We start from the raw sequence: 17,160 nt of genomic DNA on the forward strand, positions 1-17,160 counted from the left end.
CTGGCCAGGCGCATCGGCCTGACTCCGTTTCCATGCTTCCCGAAACCGAGACTCCGATTCGCTCCGCCTTCGCCCACCATGGTGACCTGCGAAAACTCGGCACGGCACTCGCCAACGGTTCCACCGATCACATTGAAGGCCTCGAGAGCTTCGAGCCGCGTGCGCGCACCAAGCAGAACGCCGAGCGCATCCGTCAGGTCGTCCAGGCATTGAACGAAGCCCAGCAACTGGGCGAGAGCGTCACGCCGGCGGCCAACTGGCTGCTCGACAATTCCTACGTCGTGGAGGAAGCGATCGCCGAGGTCCGGCGCGACTTGCCGCCGCGTTTCTATCGCCAGCTACCGTTGATGCCGGGTCGTGACGTTCCTCGCGTGCTGGCGCTTGCCTGGCTCTATGTCGCGCATTCCGACAGCGCCGTTTCCGCGGAAGGGTTTCGCGAGGTCGTCAGCGGGTTCCAGGAAGTTCAGCCGCTGCGGATCGGTGAACTCTGGGCGCTGCCTTCGATCCTGCGTTTCGTGCTTGTCGAGAATCTCCGGCGCCTCGCGCTGCGCGTCAATCGCGCGCGCGACATGCGCCTGCTGGCCAATCTGGTCGCGGACCGTATCGCCGCAACACCGGAATCCGAGGATCTCGCGATCCTCAGCAATTACGGCGAGCATGCGCGCGACCGGACTTTTGCGACGCAGCTTCTGCACCGCCTCCGCGACGGGTCGCACACGTCGAGCAAGGCTCTTGCCTGGCTCGAAAGCGCGCTGGAAAGCGGTGGTTCCGACGCCGAAGAGATCACCATCGGCGAGCATGCCAATCTCTCGGCCGGAAACGTGACAACCGGCAACATCATCAAGGGACTGCGGCTTCTCGACGATATCGAATGGACGGTCTGGGTCGAGGAAGTCAGCAGGATCGACCATCTGCTGCGCGAACGCACCACCTTCGAAACGCTCGACTTCCCATCGCGCGATGCCTATCGCCGGGCGATCGAGCAACTCTCGAAGCGCTCGGGCAAGGAAGAGTTCGATGTCGCGCTGGAGGCGGTGGCCCTGGCGGAAGCCGACAGGACCGACGTCGAGAGCGGCATCGATGTCGGGTGCTTCCTCGTCGGCCCGCGACGCGAGGAGTTCGAGCGCGCGATCGGATATGAGCCGACGCTGGCGGACCGTAGCTATCGCGTTTACCACGCCGCGGGCTGGCCGGGCATACTGCTTCCCGCTGTTGCGATGACTGCACTTCTCCTGGGCGCCTCGGCTGTCGCGCTTGCCGATTACGGCCTTGGCGCCGCGGCCACGACGCTGCTCGTCATCCTGTTCGCGCTTCCCGCGAGCGAGGCGGCGCTTGGTCTGTTCAACACGGTCGCGTCGCTGATCGTGAAGCCGACGCGGCTGATCGGCTACGGCTTCAAGGCCGGTGTGCCAGCCGAGGCGCGCACGCTCGTCGTCGTCCCGGTCCTGATCGGAAGCCGCGACGATGTCGAGGAAGCGATCCACAATCTGGAAGTCCACTATCTCGCCAACATGTCGGGCGAAGTGCACTTCGCGGTCCTGTCGGACTGGCCGGACAGCGAGGTCGAGCAGACGGAGGCCGATCTCGCGCTGCTCGACTATGCCCGCAAGCAGGTGGCCGATCTCAACACCCGCTACCCGAAGGAAGGCAACGCACGCTTCTTCCTCCTGCACCGCCGCCGCCTCTTCAATTCGGCGGAGAGCTGCTGGATGGGCTGGGAGCGCAAGCGCGGCAAGCTACATGAGCTGAACACGCTTCTGCGCGGCGACAAGGACACCACCTTCTTCGCGCCGACGGATCCGCTGCCTCTCGACGTGACCTATGTGATGACGGTGGACGCCGACACGCGCATGACGCGCGATGCGGTGGCAAGGCTGGCGGGCAAGCTGGCGCATCCGCTCAACCGGCCGCAGATCGACGTCGAGGGGAGGAGGCTCACCGCCGGCTACGGGATCTTGCAGCCGCGCGTCACGCCGTCGCTGACGACGGGCGACGAAGCCTCGTTTTTCCAGCGCATCTTCTCGGCCAACCGCGGCATCGATCCGTATGTGTTCGCCGTCTCCGACGTCTATCAGGACCTCTACGGGTCGGGCAGTTTTACGGGCAAGGGCCTTTATCACATCGATGCGATGGAAGCCGCCCTCAAGGGGCGCATTCCTGAAAACACCATCCTGAGCCACGACCTGCTGGAAGGCGCCTATGCGAATGCGGCGCTTGTCACGGATGTCGAACTGATCGAGGACTATCCGACGCGCTATGCCGTCGATGCCTCGCGCCAGCATCGCTGGGCGCGCGGCGACTGGCAGTTGCTTGGCTGGATATTCGGGCCGTCGGGCGTGCCGGGGCTGTCGCGCTGGAAGATGATCGACAATCTGCGCCGGTCTCTGATGCCCATCTTCTGGATTGCCGCGTCGATTGCGGGCTGGACGCTACTGCCCTTTACGCAGGCCGCGCAGTGGCAGGCGCTTCTGGTGCTGAGCCTGTTCCTGTCGCTGACCTTCGGTATCGTCGATTCCGTTGTCCCGAAGGAAGCGGACGCGACGTTGAAGAACCACTTCGCCGCGCTTGCGCGCGACGTCGCCTTCGCCAGCGCGCAGGTGGCGTTGAAGGTCGTGCTGATGGCGCATCTCGCCTGGTCGATGGGCGATGCGATCGTGCGCACGCTCTATCGCCTCTTCGTCAGCCGCCGCCATCTGCTCGAATGGCGCACGGCGTCGCAGGTTGCGCAGTCGGGCGCGAGCACGCTCGGAGGCCATTATCGATCGATGGCGGGTGCGCTGGTGATCGCTGCGATCGGCCTGGCGATACCGCTTGCATGGGACTCGACGGGCAGTGTCATCGCAGCCTGCTTCGCCCTGTTCTGGGCGGGCTCGCCGGCATTCGCCTGGTTGGTCAGCCAGTCCGCCGAGACGGAGGATCGCCTGGAGGTCGCGCCGTCGGACGCCGCCGCGCTGCGTCGCATCGCACGCCGGACCTGGCTCTATTTCGAGACGTTCGTCACCGGCGAGCACAACATGCTGCCGCCCGACAATTTCCAGGAGACGCCGACGCCGGTGGTTGCCGGGCGCACCTCGCCGACGAATATCGGCGTGTACCTGCTCTCGGTCGTCTCCGCGCGGGACTTCGGCTGGATTTCCCTGTCCGAGACGATCGATCGCCTCGAACGCACGCTGGCGACGATGGAGAAGATGGATCGCTATCGCGGCCATCTCTACAACTGGTACGAGACACAGACGCTCAAGCCGCTGCAGCCGCCTTACATATCCGCCGTCGATAGCGGCAATCTCGCCGGCCATCTGATCGCGGTCTCCTCCGCATGTGCCGAATGGGGCGGAGCGCCTGCGGCCCATCTGCAGGGCGATTTCGAAGGCATCGTGGATGTCGTCGGCATTCTGGAAGAAACGCTCGAAGCGCTGCCGGACGACCGGCGTCCGCTGCGCCCGTTGCGCCAGCGGCTCGCCGAGCGGCTGGACGGCATGCGCCGCGCGGTCGCCACGATCCTCAGCGAGCCGGAAACCGCCAGCATACGAACGATCAATCTGACCGTTCTCGCAGGCGACATCGGCAAGCTCGCACGCGCTTTGCACGATGAGATCAAGACGACGGCGAGCGAAGAGCTCGCGCTGTGGTCCGGCAAGCTGGAAAAGGCCTGCGAGGCGCATCTGGCCGATTCGCACATGGAAGAGAATCTGGTCGGCAAGCTCAGGGCGAAGCTGACGGATCTGCGCGACCGGGCACGCAAATTCGCCTTCGAGATGGAGTTCTCGTTCCTGCTGCGCCAGGAGCGCAATCTCCTGTCGATCGGCTACCGGGTCGACCAGCATCAGCTTGACGAGGCCTGCTACGATCTTCTTGCCTCCGAAGCCCGCCTGACGAGCCTCTTCGGCATCGCCAAGGGCGATCTGCCGACCGAGCACTGGTTCCGTCTCGGCCGCCCCGTTACCGAAATCGGCTTCGCCGGCGCGCTGGTGTCGTGGTCCGGCTCGATGTTCGAATATCTGATGCCGCCGCTGGTGATGAAGGAGCCGCTGGGCGGCATCCTCAACCAGACCAGCAACCTGATCATCCGCAGGCAGATTTCCTATGCGCGCTCGAAGAACATCCCCTGGGGGATTTCCGAGGCGGCCTACAATGCGCGCGACCGCGAGATGACCTATCAGTACACCAATTTCGGCGTGCCCGGCCTCGGCCTCAAGCGTGGATTGGGGCAGGATACGGTCATCGCGCCCTATGCCAGCCTGCTCGCCGCGCAGTTCCGCCCGGCCGATGCGGTCGCAAATCTCAAGCGGCTCAAGGCGTTGGGCGCGTGTGGTCGCTACGCGTTCCATGATGCGGTCGATTTCACGCCCGGCCGCGTGCCCGAAGGAAAGCCGTGCGCGGTCGTGCGGAACTACTATGCGCACCATCACGGCATGTCGATCGTGGCTGTCGCGAACGCCGTCTTCGAAGGCCGCATGCGCGACCGCTTCCATGCCGACCCGGTCATCGAAGCCGCCGAACTGCTGCTTCAGGAGAAGGCCCCGCGCGATATCCCGGCGATGCCGATCCGTGCCGAGACAGGCGAGCGCATCAAGCCGGCGGTGGTCGACGAGCGCCCTGATTCGCGCCTCATCCTCGATCCGCTGCGCAGCCCGCGCGCCACCAATGTGATGTCCAACGGCCATTACAACGTCATGGTCACCTCGACGGGCACCGGCTACAGCCGCGCCGACGAGGTGTCGGTGACGCGCTGGAACGCGGACCCCACGGAAGACCGCACCGGCACGTTCCTGTTCCTGAGCGATCGCGCGACCGGCGACTGGTGGTCGACGACCGCCGAACCGAAGCGCATGCCGGGCGAATCGACGCGAACCTTCTTCTGCGACGACAAGGCGACCTTCACGAAGACCGTCGGCAGCCTGCGTTCCGAGGTGGAATGCGTGGTCGTCTCGGAGGGGAACGGCGAAGCCCGCCATGTCACGATCTGGAACGACGCCGATCACGACCGTCACATCGAGGTGACGTCCTTCGCCGAGCTCGCGCTGGCGTTCGAGGCGAACGACGTCGCTCACCCGGCCTTCTCGAAGATGTTCGTGAAGACCGAAATCGCCAATGACGGCACCACGATCTACGCATCGCGCCGGCAGCGCTCGTCAGACGATCCGACGATCGCCCTGGCGCATTTCATCACGTCCGGCGTGGGCGTCGCGCGCGATGTCGAGGCCGAAACCGACCGCCGCGCCTTCATCGGCCGCGGCCGTTCGATCGCGGACGCGGCCGCTTTCGATCGTGGCGCACATCTCTCGGGCAGTGAAGGGTTCGTGCTCGATCCTGTGATGGCGCTTCGCTGCAAGGTGCGCGTGCCGGCCCGCAAGAAGGTATCGCTGACCTTCTGGACCATCGTCGCGGCCAATCGCGAGGACGTCGAGAAGGAGAGCCAGCGCTTCCTCCATCCCGACAGCATCCAGCGGCAGTCGATGCTGGCATGGACGCGTTCGCAGGTTCAGACGCGCCATGTCGGCCTGAGCCTTGCCGAGGCCGCGGGCGTGCAGAAGCTCGCACGCTACCTTTTGTTCCCCGACGCGGCGCTGCGTGCGCCGTCGGAGACGATCGAGAGCGGTCTCGGGCGTCAGTCCGGACTCTGGCCGATGGCGATTTCGGGCGATTTCCCGATCTTCGCGCTGCGGATCGGCGACGTCGCCGATCTGGAGATCGTGGCGTCGGCGCTGCGCATGCAGGAATATATGCGCGCGCGCGGCGTTCTGGCCGATCTCGTCATCGTCAACGAGCAGGCCTCGTCCTATGTGCAGGATTTGCAGCAGGCGATCGAACTCCTGTGCGAGAATGCACGGCTGCGCGGTCGCGAACTCGGTCCCCGGCAGCACATCTTTGCGGTGCGCCGCGATCTCATGGACGATGAGTCCTACCGGACGTTGGTCGCCTCCGCCCGTGTCATCCTCCATACCCGCAACGGCACGATCCTCGACCAGATCGAGCGCGCCGAGACGGTCACGCTGGTCGAGGAAGAAGCGCGCGACGCGACGCCCGCCAAGCTGCCGGCCCTGACGCATACGTTTTCGGCAGGTCGTGAACGAGAGGCAGCCGCTCCGGCGACCGTGGATGGCGAAGGCCTGACGTTCTGGAACGGGTTCGGCGGCTTCGCGCAGGACGGACGCGAATATGTCGTCCGGCTTGGCGCGCGCAGCGTCACGCCGCAGCCCTGGATCAACGTCATTGCGAACCCAGAGTTCGGTTTCCACACCTCGGCGGAGGGCGCGTCCTACACCTGGAGCCGCAACAGCCGCGATTTCCAGCTCACGCCGTGGACGAACGATCCCGTCTCCAACCGGCCGGGCGAGGCGTTCTACATCCGCAATCAGGACACGGGCGAGGTGTTCTCGCCGCTGGCCTGCGTGGTTCGCGACGCTGCCGTCGCCTATGAGGCCCGGCATGCGCGCGGCGTCTCGACATTCACTGCGAGCAAGGACGGTGTTACGGCCGAACTCGTCCAGCTCGTGGACCCAAGCGATCCGGTCAAGATTCAGCGCATGACGCTGCGCAATGACGGCAAGACCACGGCGCGCCTGAAAATCTATGCCTATGTGGAGTGGCTGCTCGGCAGCAATCGCGCCCGCACGGCAAGCACGGTCGTTCCAGGCCGCGATGCGGCGACCGGGGCGCTGACCGCGCGCAACCCATACAGCCTCGACTTCGGCGACCGTGTCGCCTTCCTCGTCTGCGACGGCAATCGCCAGACCTTCACCTGCGACCGAGGTGAGTTCCTGGGGCAGGGCGGATCGACGATCCAGCCGGTCGCCGTCCGCAAGGGGCTTGCTCTGTCGGGGACGACAGAGGCCGGACGCGACCCGTGCGCGGCGGTTGCCTGCGATGTCGAGATCGCACCGGGCGAGGCCATCGCCCTTCATTATGTGCTGGGTGACGGCGCGTCCGCGGACGATGCATCGACGCTTGCGGCCCGCCATATCGCGTCCGATTTCGACGAGCGGCTCGCCGCGAACGAGGCGGACTGGCTGTCCTTCTCGGACGCGCTCCAGGTCGAGACCCCCGATCCCGCATTCAACGCGATGGTGAATGTCTGGCTTCCCTATCAGAGCCTGGCTTGCCGGATTCGCGCACGGTCCGCCTTCTATCAGGCGAGCGGCGCCTACGGTTTCCGCGACCAGTTGCAGGATACGCTGTCGCTTCTGCTGCACGATCCGGCACTTGCGCGCGAGCAGATCATCAACGCCGCCGGACGTCAGTTTCCGGAAGGCGACGTCCAGCATTGGTGGTTGCCGAAAAACGGTGCCGGCGTGCGCACGACGATCTCCGACGACGTGGTGTGGCTGGCCTACGGAACGCATCATTATGTCAAGACGACCGGCGACGCGGCGCTGCTCGACGAGCAAATCCACTTCATCGAAGGCCCCGCGTTGAACGAGGGCGAGCACGACAATTTCTTCGTGCCGGAAGTCTCGCGCGATACCGCGACGCTCTACGAGCATTGCGCCCGCGCGCTCGACCTCGCCATCAAACGCACCAGCGAGAGCGGCCTGCCGCTCATCCTCGGCGGCGACTGGAACGACGGAATGAACCAGGTCGGCGAGGCCGGCAAGGGCGAGAGCGTCTGGCTCGGCTGGTTCCTGCTCAAGGCACTGAACGATTTCGGCCCGATCGCGCAGTCGCGCGGGGACAAGTCCCGCGTCACGGCGTGGCGCAAGCATGCCGATCGTCTCAAGAAGGCGATCGAGGCCGGGGCATGGGACGGCGAATGGTATCGCCGCGGATCGTTCGATGACGGCTCGCCGCTCGGATCGAAGCTCTCGGACGAGTGCCGTATCGATTCCATCGCGCAGTCCTGGGCGGTGATATCGGGCGCTGGCGATCCCGCCCGGGCGGAGCAGGCGGTCGGCAAGGCCGTCGAACTGCTGGTCGACGACGAACTGCGCATTGCGCGCCTGTTCACGCCACCCTTCGAGCACACCGACAAGGAGCCGGGCTACATCAAGCGCTATCCGCCCGGCGTGCGCGAGAATGGCGGCCAGTACACGCATGCGGCGACATGGCTGGTCGTGGCGCTGGCACAATTGGGCAAGTCGGACGAGGCGTATCGTGTCTTTTCGATGCTCAACCCCGTCACCCATGCGCTCGACGAAGACGCGGCGGACCAGTATCGCGTGGAACCCTATGTCGTGGCTGCCGACGTCTACTCCGGAGGCGACAAGGGCGGCCGCGGCGGCTGGACCTGGTACACCGGATCGGCCGGATGGCTCTATCGCGCGGCAGTGGAGGGCATCCTCGGCATCCGCCGCGAGGGCGACAGGCTCGTGATCGATCCGCGACTTCCCGCCGCATGGGACGGCTTCAATGCGACGCTCCGCCTCGGCGAAGCAAATTACAGAATTGTCGTGGAGCGCGGTGAGTCGTCGCGTGTGACCATCGATGGCATTGAAGCCGAAAATCATCTTCTTTTACATGAAGATGGCGACCACGAGGTCCGTCTAGTCTTGGCGTGACTTCGACGACAAAGTGAAATTTATGTATCGAGGCGCGTGTCCGTCCGCCTCGATTTCGCCGCCATGTGGCCATTTTATCAAATATTTCAGTTTGTTACGTGATCACGAATGGTAACGGCCTGTCGTTGAGAGTTGTCTCTTGGATGCAACCGAAACGTCGAATTTACATTGAAGTGTACCGCCGCCAAGAATAACTTCGCTCATTGTGCGTTGCAGCATTCACAGGAATACGCGTTTGTCACTTCTGGAAATCTATTGGAGAGCGATGTCATACCTGGGGGCCGAACGGCGCCGGGTAATCATCATATGTCTCGCCAACGTCGCGCTTGCCGTCGTGATGATCGTGGAGCCGATTTTGTTCGGCAACATCATCGAGGCCATCGCAGACGAGTCCAATGTCATGTCGAAGGTTGCCATCTGGGCGGCGCTCGGTGCGTTCAACATCGTCGCCTTCGTGATGGTTGCGCGCGGCGCCGACCGGCTTGCGCACAAGCGCCGCGTGGATGTGCTCGGAGAGTCCTTCGAGAAGGTCATCACGATGCCGCTCTCCTGGCATCACAAGAACGGCACCTCCAACTCGCTGCACACGCTGTTGCGTGCGATGGAGACGCTGTTCTCGCTGTGGCTCGAATTCATGCGTCAGCATCTGTCGACCGCGGTGGCGCTGATCCTCCTGATCCCGACCGCGTTCTCGCTCGACTGGCGCATGGCATGCGTTCTGCTGGCGCTTGGCGTCGCCTATGTCGCGATCAGCCGGGCAGTCATGTCCCGCACCAAGGACGGCCAGGCGCAGGTCGAGGCGCACTACCATCAGGTGTTCGCGCATGTCAGTGATTCCATCAGCAATATCTCCGTGCTGCAGAGCTACGGCCGCGTGACGCGCGAGGCGGAGGCGCTGCGCCGCTACACGGACTCGCTGATCGGCGCGCAGTTTCCGGTTCTCAACTGGTGGGCGCTCGCAAGCGCGCTTCAGCGCCTGTCCGCGACCATCTCGATGATGGTCGTGCTGGTGGTGGGCGCATTCCTGGTGCAGAGCGGCCAGATGCGTATCGGCGACATCGTTGCGTTCACGGGTTTCGCGACGCTCCTGATCGGTCGTCTCGACCAGGTAACGGGTTTCGTGAACCAGGTGTTCGAGGCCCGTGCCAAGCTCGAGCCGTTCTATGTGCTCGAAGACGCTGTCGGTGAACGCAGCGAGCCACTGGGCACGCGTCCGGTCGGGCGCCTGCGCGGCGAGATCGAGTTCGACAACGTCTCGTTCCAGTTCCCCGATTCCGGCCAAGGGCTCGAGGAGGTGTCGTTCAAGGTCGCCGCTGGCCAGACGGTCGCGATCGTCGGCCCGACGGGCGCCGGCAAGACGACCCTGATCAACCTCTTGCAGCGTGTGTATGACCCGAAGGTCGGCACCGTCCGCGTCGACGGGCTGGATACGCGCACCATCACGCGCAAGTCGCTCCGCGATCAGATCGCGACGGTCTTCCAGGATGCCGGCCTGCTCAACAGGTCGATCGAGGAGAACATTCGTCTGGGTCGTGACGACGCGATGTACAACGAGGTCCACGAGGCCGCCGTCGCCGCCGCCGCGCAGGACTTCATCCTGTCGAAGAGCGACGGCTACGATACGATCGTCGGCGAACGTGGCTCGCGGCTTTCGGGCGGCGAACGCCAGCGCATCGCGATTGCCCGTGCCGTGCTGAAGGACGCGCCGATCCTCGTCCTCGACGAGGCGACCAGCGCGCTCGATGTCGAGACCGAGGCCAAGGTGAAGGAAGCGATCGACCGCTTGCGCCAAAACCGGACGACGTTCGTCATCGCCCACAGGCTTTCGACGGTCTGCGACGCCGATCTGGTCATCTTCATGGATGCCGGCCGCATCATCGAGATGGGTGCGTTCCACGAACTGGCCCAGCGCGACAATGGCCGTTTCGCGTCGCTGCTTCGCGCCGGCGGGCTGCTCGACCAGAAGGACCGTCTGCGTGCAGTGTCCATGACCGTTCCGGAGCTTTCGCCTGAGGCGGCGTGATACCCGGCATCTGGCTCGACAGAATAAGCTGAAACGGCGCTTTGGCTTCATGGCCAAGGCGCCGTTTGCGTTTCACACCCCTGTCACGCCGTGTTGACCCGACGTGGGCGCGAGGTGCGTTGACCCTGTTCGACAGCACATGCACAACGGCGTGTCCGAATATGGTTGAGGGGCTTCGACGTCATGAAGAGAGTTTTGATCGCAGCCGCGTCGGTGCTGGCCATGGCCGCGCAGGTGTTCGCGCAGAACCCCGATGCGTCCGACTGGGACGCCGTGCTGGAGGATGCGCGCGGCGAGACGGTCTACTTCAACGCCTGGGGCGGAGCGGAAAACATCAACGCCTATCTCGAATGGACCGGCGGCCAGCTCAAGGAGCGGTATGGCATGACGCTGGTCCATGTGAAGCTCGACGACACCGCCAATGCGGTTGCCAAGGTCGTCGCGGAAAAGGCGGCGGGGCGCAACGAGCGCGGTACCGTCGATCTCGTCTGGATCAATGGCGAGAACTTCGCCTCGATGAAGCGGCAGGAGCTCTTGATGTCTCCCGGCTGGGCCGAGGACCTGCCCAACTGGCAGTATGTCGACATCGAGAACAAGCCGACGATCCGCACCGATTTCACCATTCCGGTCGAGGGGCTCGAGAGCCCGTGGGGCATGGCGAAGCTGGTTTTCTTCTACGACAGCGCCAACACGCCGGCAGACGATGTGCCCGGTTCGGCGCGCGCGCTTCTGAAATGGGCGAAAGCCAATCCCGGCCGCTTCTCCTACCCGCAGCCGCCGGACTTCATCGGCTCGTCATTCCTGAAGCAGGTGCTGTCGGAGCTGGTCGAGGATCGGTCGGTGCTTCTGAAGCCGGTCGATGAAGCGGCGTTCGACAGCGTGACCCAGCCGCTCTTCGACTATCTCGACGCGCTGAACCCGCTGCTGTGGCGCGGCGGCAAGGCCTTTCCGCAAAACTATCCGGCGATGAAGCAGCTTCTGGCCGACAACGAGGTCGACATCATCTTCGCCTTCAACCCGTCCGAAGCGTCGAGCGCGATCGCCGCTGGCGAGTTGCCGGACACGGTCCGCTCGTTCACCTTCGACGACGGCACGCTCGGCAACACGCATTTCGTCGCCATTCCCTATAACGCGGCGGCAAAGGCCGGCGCGCTGGTTGTCGCCAACTTCCTGATCTCGCCGGAAGCCCAGGCGCGCAAGCAGGACCCGGCCTTCTGGGGCGATCCGACGGTTCTGGCTCTCGACAAACTGGACGATGCGGATCGCGTGGCATTCGACGCCATCGACCTCGGCGTCGCGACCCTCAAGCCCGACGAACTGGGACCCGCCATAGACGAGCCGCATCCGAGCTGGATGGACAGGCTGGAGATTGAATGGAAGCGCCGCTACGGCGTGGCGAACTGAGACGGCCAGGAGGGTAGGGCCGCTCGCAAGCCGGTCGGAACGCCGAATCCTCCCCTGCGGAGCGGGGGAGGGGGCGTAACGACCCGAAACGATCTATTCGGCGTCGTCGGCGGAAGCCGCGTTGAGCTGGCCGTACTTCTCGGCGCCGATCTTCTCGAACAGTTCGAGCTGCGTCTCGAGGAAGTCGATATGGCCCTCCTCGTCGCTCAGCAGTTCCTCGAACAGCTTCATGGTCACGTAGTCGCCGAGTTCCTGGCAGATCTCGCGTGACTTCTTGTAGGAGGTGCGGGCGTCATACTCGCCGGCGAGGTCCGCCTCGAGCACTTCCTTGACGTTCTGGCCGATCCTGAGAGCACCGACCTTCTGCAGGTTCGGATGACCCTCCAGAAAGATGATACGCTCGATGATCTTGTCGGCGTGGTGCATCTCCTCGATGGACTCGGCCCGCTCCTTCTTCGCGAGCTTCGTGTAGCCCCAGTCGTCGAGAAGGCGATAGTGCAGCCAATACTGGTTGACCGCGCCCAGTTCCAGAAAGAGGGCTTCGTTAAGCCGCTCGATGATCCGTTCTTCGCCCTTCATGGCCTATGCTCCCGTACTGGCCCCGCAATCCACGGACGCGGTCCAGGAATGGTACGATCTCGGTTTCACCACCGCCAGCGCGGCGGTGGAACTCCTCGGTTACCCGAATGATCGTATCCACCACATTTGGGAAGCAGCCGCAACAGCGACCACGCTTCTTGAGCGTATGATAGACCTTGGCAGGCACGATTAGCTGCCATGGGTCAGCCTCGAGAAGTGAGACGACCACTTCTTCGATGTCCTTTTGGGTAATCAGGTTGCAATGGCAAACCAGCATGTGCCTACTCGGTATTCCGGCCCACGAACCATGGCCGGTCTATGGGATTTCAATCTCGTACCGACGCGATCCTCTCGACGGCATCATGATCGATGTGGGTTGACGAAAGGGCGATGGTGTCGATCGCGCCGGGATCGACGCGCTGCGCGCTCGTTGCCGGCAAGGCGAATATCGCCGCCGTCAGGAGCGCGGTCGCGAAAATCGGTGTGTAAGCCAGGAGCCTGTGCTTCATGGGCGAGTCCCATGCGACCGCGCTTTTCGCGCGGATACCGGCATCTGTGGCCAGAGACTGGTTCGTGCGATCAGGCGCCGAAAATCCGGCGCCCCGCATCAATACGGATTCCATGTCTGCCTCCAATCGAACGGGTTCAAGGCCCAAACATCAAAGGATGTGCATCCCTCATGGGACGCGTCTCTTAGATATATGAGAAAGGACGGTTGTCAATTCAAACATGACAATTCCCCTCATGGATCAATAGGTTAGAACGATTCCAAACTGACGCGGCAGGCGTCGGTGCCACGGCCGATGGTTACGCGCGCCAATAAAAAGTGACCCGGCATCCACGGCAAAAGCGCATTCGCCGCAATGCCTTGCCTTATCAGGGCCGGCTTCGCGTTGCTCATGCGCAACCCATAGGGACTGCGCGCCTGCGGCATTCCGTACACGGAACCCGGGCGTGGATTGAGACTTGATACGCATGAACAGCCAAATGCCGCCCGCACGGGATACACGCATCGATGTGATCAGGGCGATCGCCCTCATCATGATCTTTATCAACCACGTGCCGGGCAACCCGCTCGAACCCTTCACGTCGAAGAATTTCGGGTTCTCGGATGCGGCGGAGGCATTCGTGCTGATCTCCGGCATCTCGGCGGCACTCGCCTACGGGCTGAAATTCCAGGCCGGCGCGCGGCTTTTGACCACGCTCAAGATGTGGCGTCGCGCAGGCGTGCTCTACATCGCGCAACTCGGCACGACGATGGCGACGCTGGGCGTGTTCGCCTTCTTCGCCGTCTATTTCGGCTATCCCGATCTTCTCGCGAAGATCAACATCGAGCCGCTGATGGACAACACGGCCGAGGCGCTGCTCGGCATCGTGACCTTCGGCCACCAGCTCGGCTACAACAACATCCTGTCGATGTACGCCGTCGTTCTGCTTCTCGTGCCGGCATTCCTGCTGATCGGCCGCCACAGCCTGCCCATGATGGTTGCCGCATCGGGCGCGCTTTGGCTGTTCGCAGGCCTGTTCCGCATCGGTCCGCCCAACTTCCCGAATGACGGCGTGTGGTTCCTCAACCCGCTGTCGTGGCAGTTCCTGTTCGTGATCGGCATTGCAGCCATGCTCCACGTCAAGCGCGGCGGCCGTCTTCCGGCACCGCCGATGCTGGTCGGTGCGGCGCTCGCCTATCTGGTCGTCTCGCTCGCCTGGGTGCAGATTCCGCTCTGGGGTGTGGACGCCTCGATGGGGTTGCCGGCGGTCCTGACCGGGTTCGACAAGACCTTCCTGTCCGCGCCGCGCCTGCTGCATGTCCTGTCGGCCGCCTATCTGATTGCCGTCCTGCCGCAGATATCGAACCTGGCGCGCCTGCATCTGGATCATCCGCTGACGGTGATGGGTCGCCACGCGCTGCCGGTCTTCGTGACGGGGACGATCCTGTCGATGGTCGCGCAGGCCTGGCTTGCGGTGCATGTCGAGACGGTGTTCACGCAGATCGCCATCGTCGCGATTGGTATCGCGCTCCAGTTTGCCGTCGCCTACTACATCGACTGGTATCGCAAGCTGCTGCGCGGCGCGAAGACCGCAGCCACGGTCAAGACCGCCCCCATCGGTCCGGCCCCACGGCCTGCCGCTGCGGTTCCCGCGCGCGCGAAGGCTGAACTCGCCTGAAGAACCCAACGCCCGCACTGAAAAGTGTGCGGACGGTGACGCCTCCCGCGCTTGCGCGCGGCACCCGCCTTGGTCCACTTCTGCACTCCGCAAGGAGTTTACGGATGGCGGCAGGAACGCGTGGGACGTTAGCAACGAACCGTATGCAGGGACGCTCCGCGCCGTGATCCCGCGCCTTGGCCCACCGCTGACCGTCCTTCTGCTGGCTGGCCCGGTCCTGTTCGGGCTTGTCGGCACTGTCCTGCCGGCGCTGGGCTTTTTGCCGGTGCTGGGCGGCATGGACATATCGCTTCGCCATTTCGCCGATTTCCTGTCGAGGCCCGGCATGGGCATATCGATGGGCCTGAGCCTCGGCGCGGGCGTTGCCTCGGCTGCGCTGTCGCTTGGCGTCGTCATGCTGTTCGTCGCGTCATGGGCGGGAACGCGGGCCTTCGCCCGCATCCAGAATCTCATCTCGCCGCTGCTGTCGGTGCCGCATGCGGCGGCCGCGTTCGGCCTCGCATTCCTCATCGCGCCGTCCGGCATGCTGGCGCGTCTGGTGTCGCCGGAACTGACGGGATGGACCCGGCCGCCGGACCTGCTGATCGTCAACGATCCGATGGGCCTGTCGATGATCGCCGGGCTGGTCGTGAAGGAAATCCCGTTCCTGCTTCTGGTCACGCTCGCGGCTTTGCCACAGGTGAAGCTCGGCGAAACGCGCGCGCTCGCCGCATCGCTCGGATACGGCCGCATCGCGGGCTTCATCTGCCTCGCATGGCCTCCGGTCTATCGCCAGATCAGGCTCGCGGTCTTCGCCGTGGTCGCGTTTGCGAGTTCCGTGGTGGATGTCGCGGTGATCCTCGGCCCCACGACCCCGCCAGCGCTTGCGGTGCGCCTGGTGGAGATGATGAGCGATCCCGAACTCTCGATGCGCTACACGGCGTCGGCGGGCGCGATCGTGCAGTTCGGTGTGACGCTTGCGGCGATCGCAATCTGGATCGCGTTCGAGCGCGTTGGCCGCAGGGTGCGCGAATGGCTGAGCGCGCATGGCCGCCGGCTTCGTCGCGATCGCGTGTCCCGTCACATGGCGCTCGGTGCGATGATCCTGTCGGCGGCGACGATCTTCGCAGGGCTTGCCACGCTGGCGCTGTGGTCGGTCGCCGGGCTCTGGCAGTTTCCGGACGCGCTTCCCCGCGAGATCACGCTAAGGACCTGGATGTCGGCCGCGCCGCGCGTCGCCTCACCCCTGACCACGACGCTGATCGTGGCAGCGAGCGCGACGGCGATCGCAGTCGTGCTTGCGATGATGTGCCTTGTGCATGAGGACCGCACCGGCAAGCGCGCCGGACGGGGCGCACTCTTCCTCATCTACCTGCCGCTGATCATGCCGCAGGTGACGTTCCTGTTCGGCCTGCAATTGCTCTTTCTCGTCACGGACACGGTCGCCAGCCTGCCGGCTCTCGTCCTGGCGCATCTGGTCTTTGTGCTGCCCTATGTGTTCCTGTCATTGTCCGACCCATGGCGCGCCTTCGACCGGCGCTATGAGGCAGTCGCGGCCGGATTGGGCAAGTCGGCCAACCGGACTCTGTGGGCGATCCGCCTGCCGATGCTGATGCGAACCGCGCTCGTCGCGGCGGCGGTGGGGTTCGCGGTCTCGATCGGGCAATATCTGCCGACCGTTCTGGTCGGGGCAGGGCGGTTGCCGACGATCACCACCGAGGCGGTCACGCTCGCATCGGGCGGCAACCGGCGCGTCGTCGGCGTCTACGCATTCCTGCAGATGTTCCTGCCGATCCTCGGCTTCGCGATTGCAACGCTGTTGCCTGCAATGATATTCCGCCATCGCCGCGCGATGCGGGTCTGAGGCAGAATGGCGCAAGCAGGACTTCATTTCGATCATGTGTCGATCGCGCTCGGTTCGACCGTCTTGGTTGCGCTGGATTGCCGTCTCGCGCCCGGAGAGGTTCTGACGGTGATGGGGCCGTCCGGCTCGGGCAAGTCCACGCTGCTCGCCTTCGTCGGCGGTTTTCTAGACCGGGCCTTCACGGCGAGGGGCCGTGTGTTCGTCGGCGACGATGAGATTACCAATCTGCCGGCGGAGGAACGCCATGCCGGCATCCTGTTCCAGGACCCGCTGCTGTTCCCGCATATGTCGGTCGCCGGCAATCTCGTCTTTGCCATACCCGAGCGCATAAGCGGCCGCGCGGAGCGGCGCGATCGCGCCGAGCAGGCGCTGGAGGGCGTGGGGCTGGCCGGCATGGGCGACCGTGATCCCGACACGCTGTCCGGTGGCCAGAAGGCGCGCGTGGCGTTGGCCCGCGTGCTCCTGTCGGAGCCGCGAACGCTGCTGCTCGACGAACCGTTCTCGAAACTCGACGCCGACCTCAGACGCCAGATGCGCGAGCTGGTTTTCGCCAAGGCACGCGACAGCGGCCTGCCGACGCTCCTCGTCACGCATGACGAGGCGGATGCTGAAGCGGCAGGCGGCACCGTCGTGCGCATCGGGTCGTGACC

At 64.4% G+C, this 17,160-nt stretch carries 10 protein-coding genes; 6 read left to right on the forward strand and 4 right to left on the reverse strand.

Annotated elements, in window-relative coordinates; genetic code table 11:
• The first annotated feature begins 32 nt into the window (after window positions 1-32).
• From AAFN55_RS03420 to AAFN55_RS03430, 3 genes are all read left to right on the forward strand, one after another.
• Window positions 33-8,495, forward strand: a complete 8,463-nt coding sequence (locus AAFN55_RS03420; protein ID WP_347797474.1) for a glucoamylase family protein — start codon at window positions 33-35, stop codon at window positions 8,493-8,495.
• A gap of 235 nt (window positions 8,496-8,730) precedes the next feature.
• Window positions 8,731-10,518 (forward strand): glucan ABC transporter ATP-binding protein/ permease, encoded by a 1,788-nt coding sequence (locus AAFN55_RS03425; RefSeq protein WP_347797475.1) that lies wholly within the window; start codon window positions 8,731-8,733, stop codon window positions 10,516-10,518.
• Window positions 10,519-10,701: 183 nt separating this feature from the next.
• On the forward strand, window positions 10,702-11,922 hold the full coding sequence (locus AAFN55_RS03430) for an ABC transporter substrate-binding protein (RefSeq protein WP_347797476.1): 1,221 nt from the start codon (window positions 10,702-10,704) through the stop codon (window positions 11,920-11,922).
• Window positions 11,923-12,015: 93 nt separating this feature from the next.
• Here the strand turns inward: AAFN55_RS03430 and bfr are convergent, their stop codons facing one another.
• The 4 genes from bfr to AAFN55_RS03450 all read right to left on the reverse strand — a co-directional run bounded on the left by bfr (window position 12,016) and on the right by AAFN55_RS03450 (window position 13,402).
• Window positions 12,016-12,501, reverse strand: coding sequence for a bacterioferritin (gene bfr / locus AAFN55_RS03435; protein ID WP_347797477.1), 486 nt, complete (start codon window positions 12,499-12,501; stop codon window positions 12,016-12,018).
• Complete coding sequence (locus AAFN55_RS03440) at window positions 12,467-12,778, reverse strand: (2Fe-2S)-binding protein (protein ID WP_347797478.1); 312 nt, start codon at window positions 12,776-12,778, stop codon at window positions 12,467-12,469. The genes bfr and AAFN55_RS03440 overlap by 35 nt, the downstream gene beginning before the upstream one ends.
• A gap of 49 nt (window positions 12,779-12,827) precedes the next feature.
• On the reverse strand, window positions 12,828-13,124 hold the full coding sequence (locus tag AAFN55_RS03445; RefSeq protein ID WP_347797479.1) for a hypothetical protein: 297 nt from the start codon (window positions 13,122-13,124) through the stop codon (window positions 12,828-12,830).
• Between the two features lie 134 nt (window positions 13,125-13,258).
• Entirely contained in the window at window positions 13,259-13,402 is a 144-nt protein-coding gene (locus tag AAFN55_RS03450) for a hypothetical protein (protein WP_347797480.1), read from the reverse strand.
• A gap of 74 nt (window positions 13,403-13,476) precedes the next feature.
• Here AAFN55_RS03450 and opgC point away from each other — a divergent pair, with 74 nt between their 5' ends.
• From opgC to AAFN55_RS03465, 3 genes are all read left to right on the forward strand, one after another.
• Window positions 13,477-14,667, forward strand: coding sequence for an OpgC domain-containing protein (opgC, locus tag AAFN55_RS03455; protein WP_347797481.1), 1,191 nt, complete (start codon window positions 13,477-13,479; stop codon window positions 14,665-14,667).
• 163 nt (window positions 14,668-14,830) lie between these two features.
• On the forward strand, window positions 14,831-16,510 hold the full coding sequence (locus AAFN55_RS03460) for an ABC transporter permease (protein WP_347797482.1): 1,680 nt from the start codon (window positions 14,831-14,833) through the stop codon (window positions 16,508-16,510).
• Window positions 16,511-16,516: 6 nt separating this feature from the next.
• Window positions 16,517-17,158 (forward strand): ATP-binding cassette domain-containing protein, encoded by a 642-nt coding sequence (locus AAFN55_RS03465; RefSeq protein WP_347797483.1) that lies wholly within the window; start codon window positions 16,517-16,519, stop codon window positions 17,156-17,158.
• The last annotated feature ends 2 nt before the right edge of the window (window positions 17,159-17,160 follow it).

Origin of the sequence: Mesorhizobium sp. CAU 1732, from assembly GCF_039888675.1 — a bacterium.
In the GTDB taxonomy this organism is placed as follows: Bacteria; Pseudomonadota; Alphaproteobacteria; order Rhizobiales; family Rhizobiaceae; genus Aerobium.

Bases quoted from the DNA above. Each gene is read 5' to 3' on its own strand.
- AAFN55_RS03420 (WP_347797474.1), top strand. From the start codon at position 33: ATGCTTCCCGAAACCGAGACTCCGATTCGCTCCGCCTTCGCCCACCAT.
- AAFN55_RS03465 (WP_347797483.1), top strand. From the start codon at position 16,517: ATGGCGCAAGCAGGACTTCATTTCGATCATGTGTCGATCGCGCTCGGT.
- AAFN55_RS03445 (WP_347797479.1), bottom strand. From the start codon at position 13,124: ATGGAATCCGTATTGATGCGGGGCGCCGGATTTTCGGCGCCTGATCGC.
- AAFN55_RS03450 (WP_347797480.1), bottom strand. From the start codon at position 13,402: ATGAGCAACGCGAAGCCGGCCCTGATAAGGCAAGGCATTGCGGCGAAT.
- bfr (WP_347797477.1), bottom strand. From the start codon at position 12,501: ATGAAGGGCGAAGAACGGATCATCGAGCGGCTTAACGAAGCCCTCTTT.
- AAFN55_RS03440 (WP_347797478.1), bottom strand. From the start codon at position 12,778: ATGCTGGTTTGCCATTGCAACCTGATTACCCAAAAGGACATCGAAGAA.
- AAFN55_RS03430 (WP_347797476.1), top strand. From the start codon at position 10,702: ATGAAGAGAGTTTTGATCGCAGCCGCGTCGGTGCTGGCCATGGCCGCG.
- opgC (WP_347797481.1), top strand. From the start codon at position 13,477: ATGAACAGCCAAATGCCGCCCGCACGGGATACACGCATCGATGTGATC.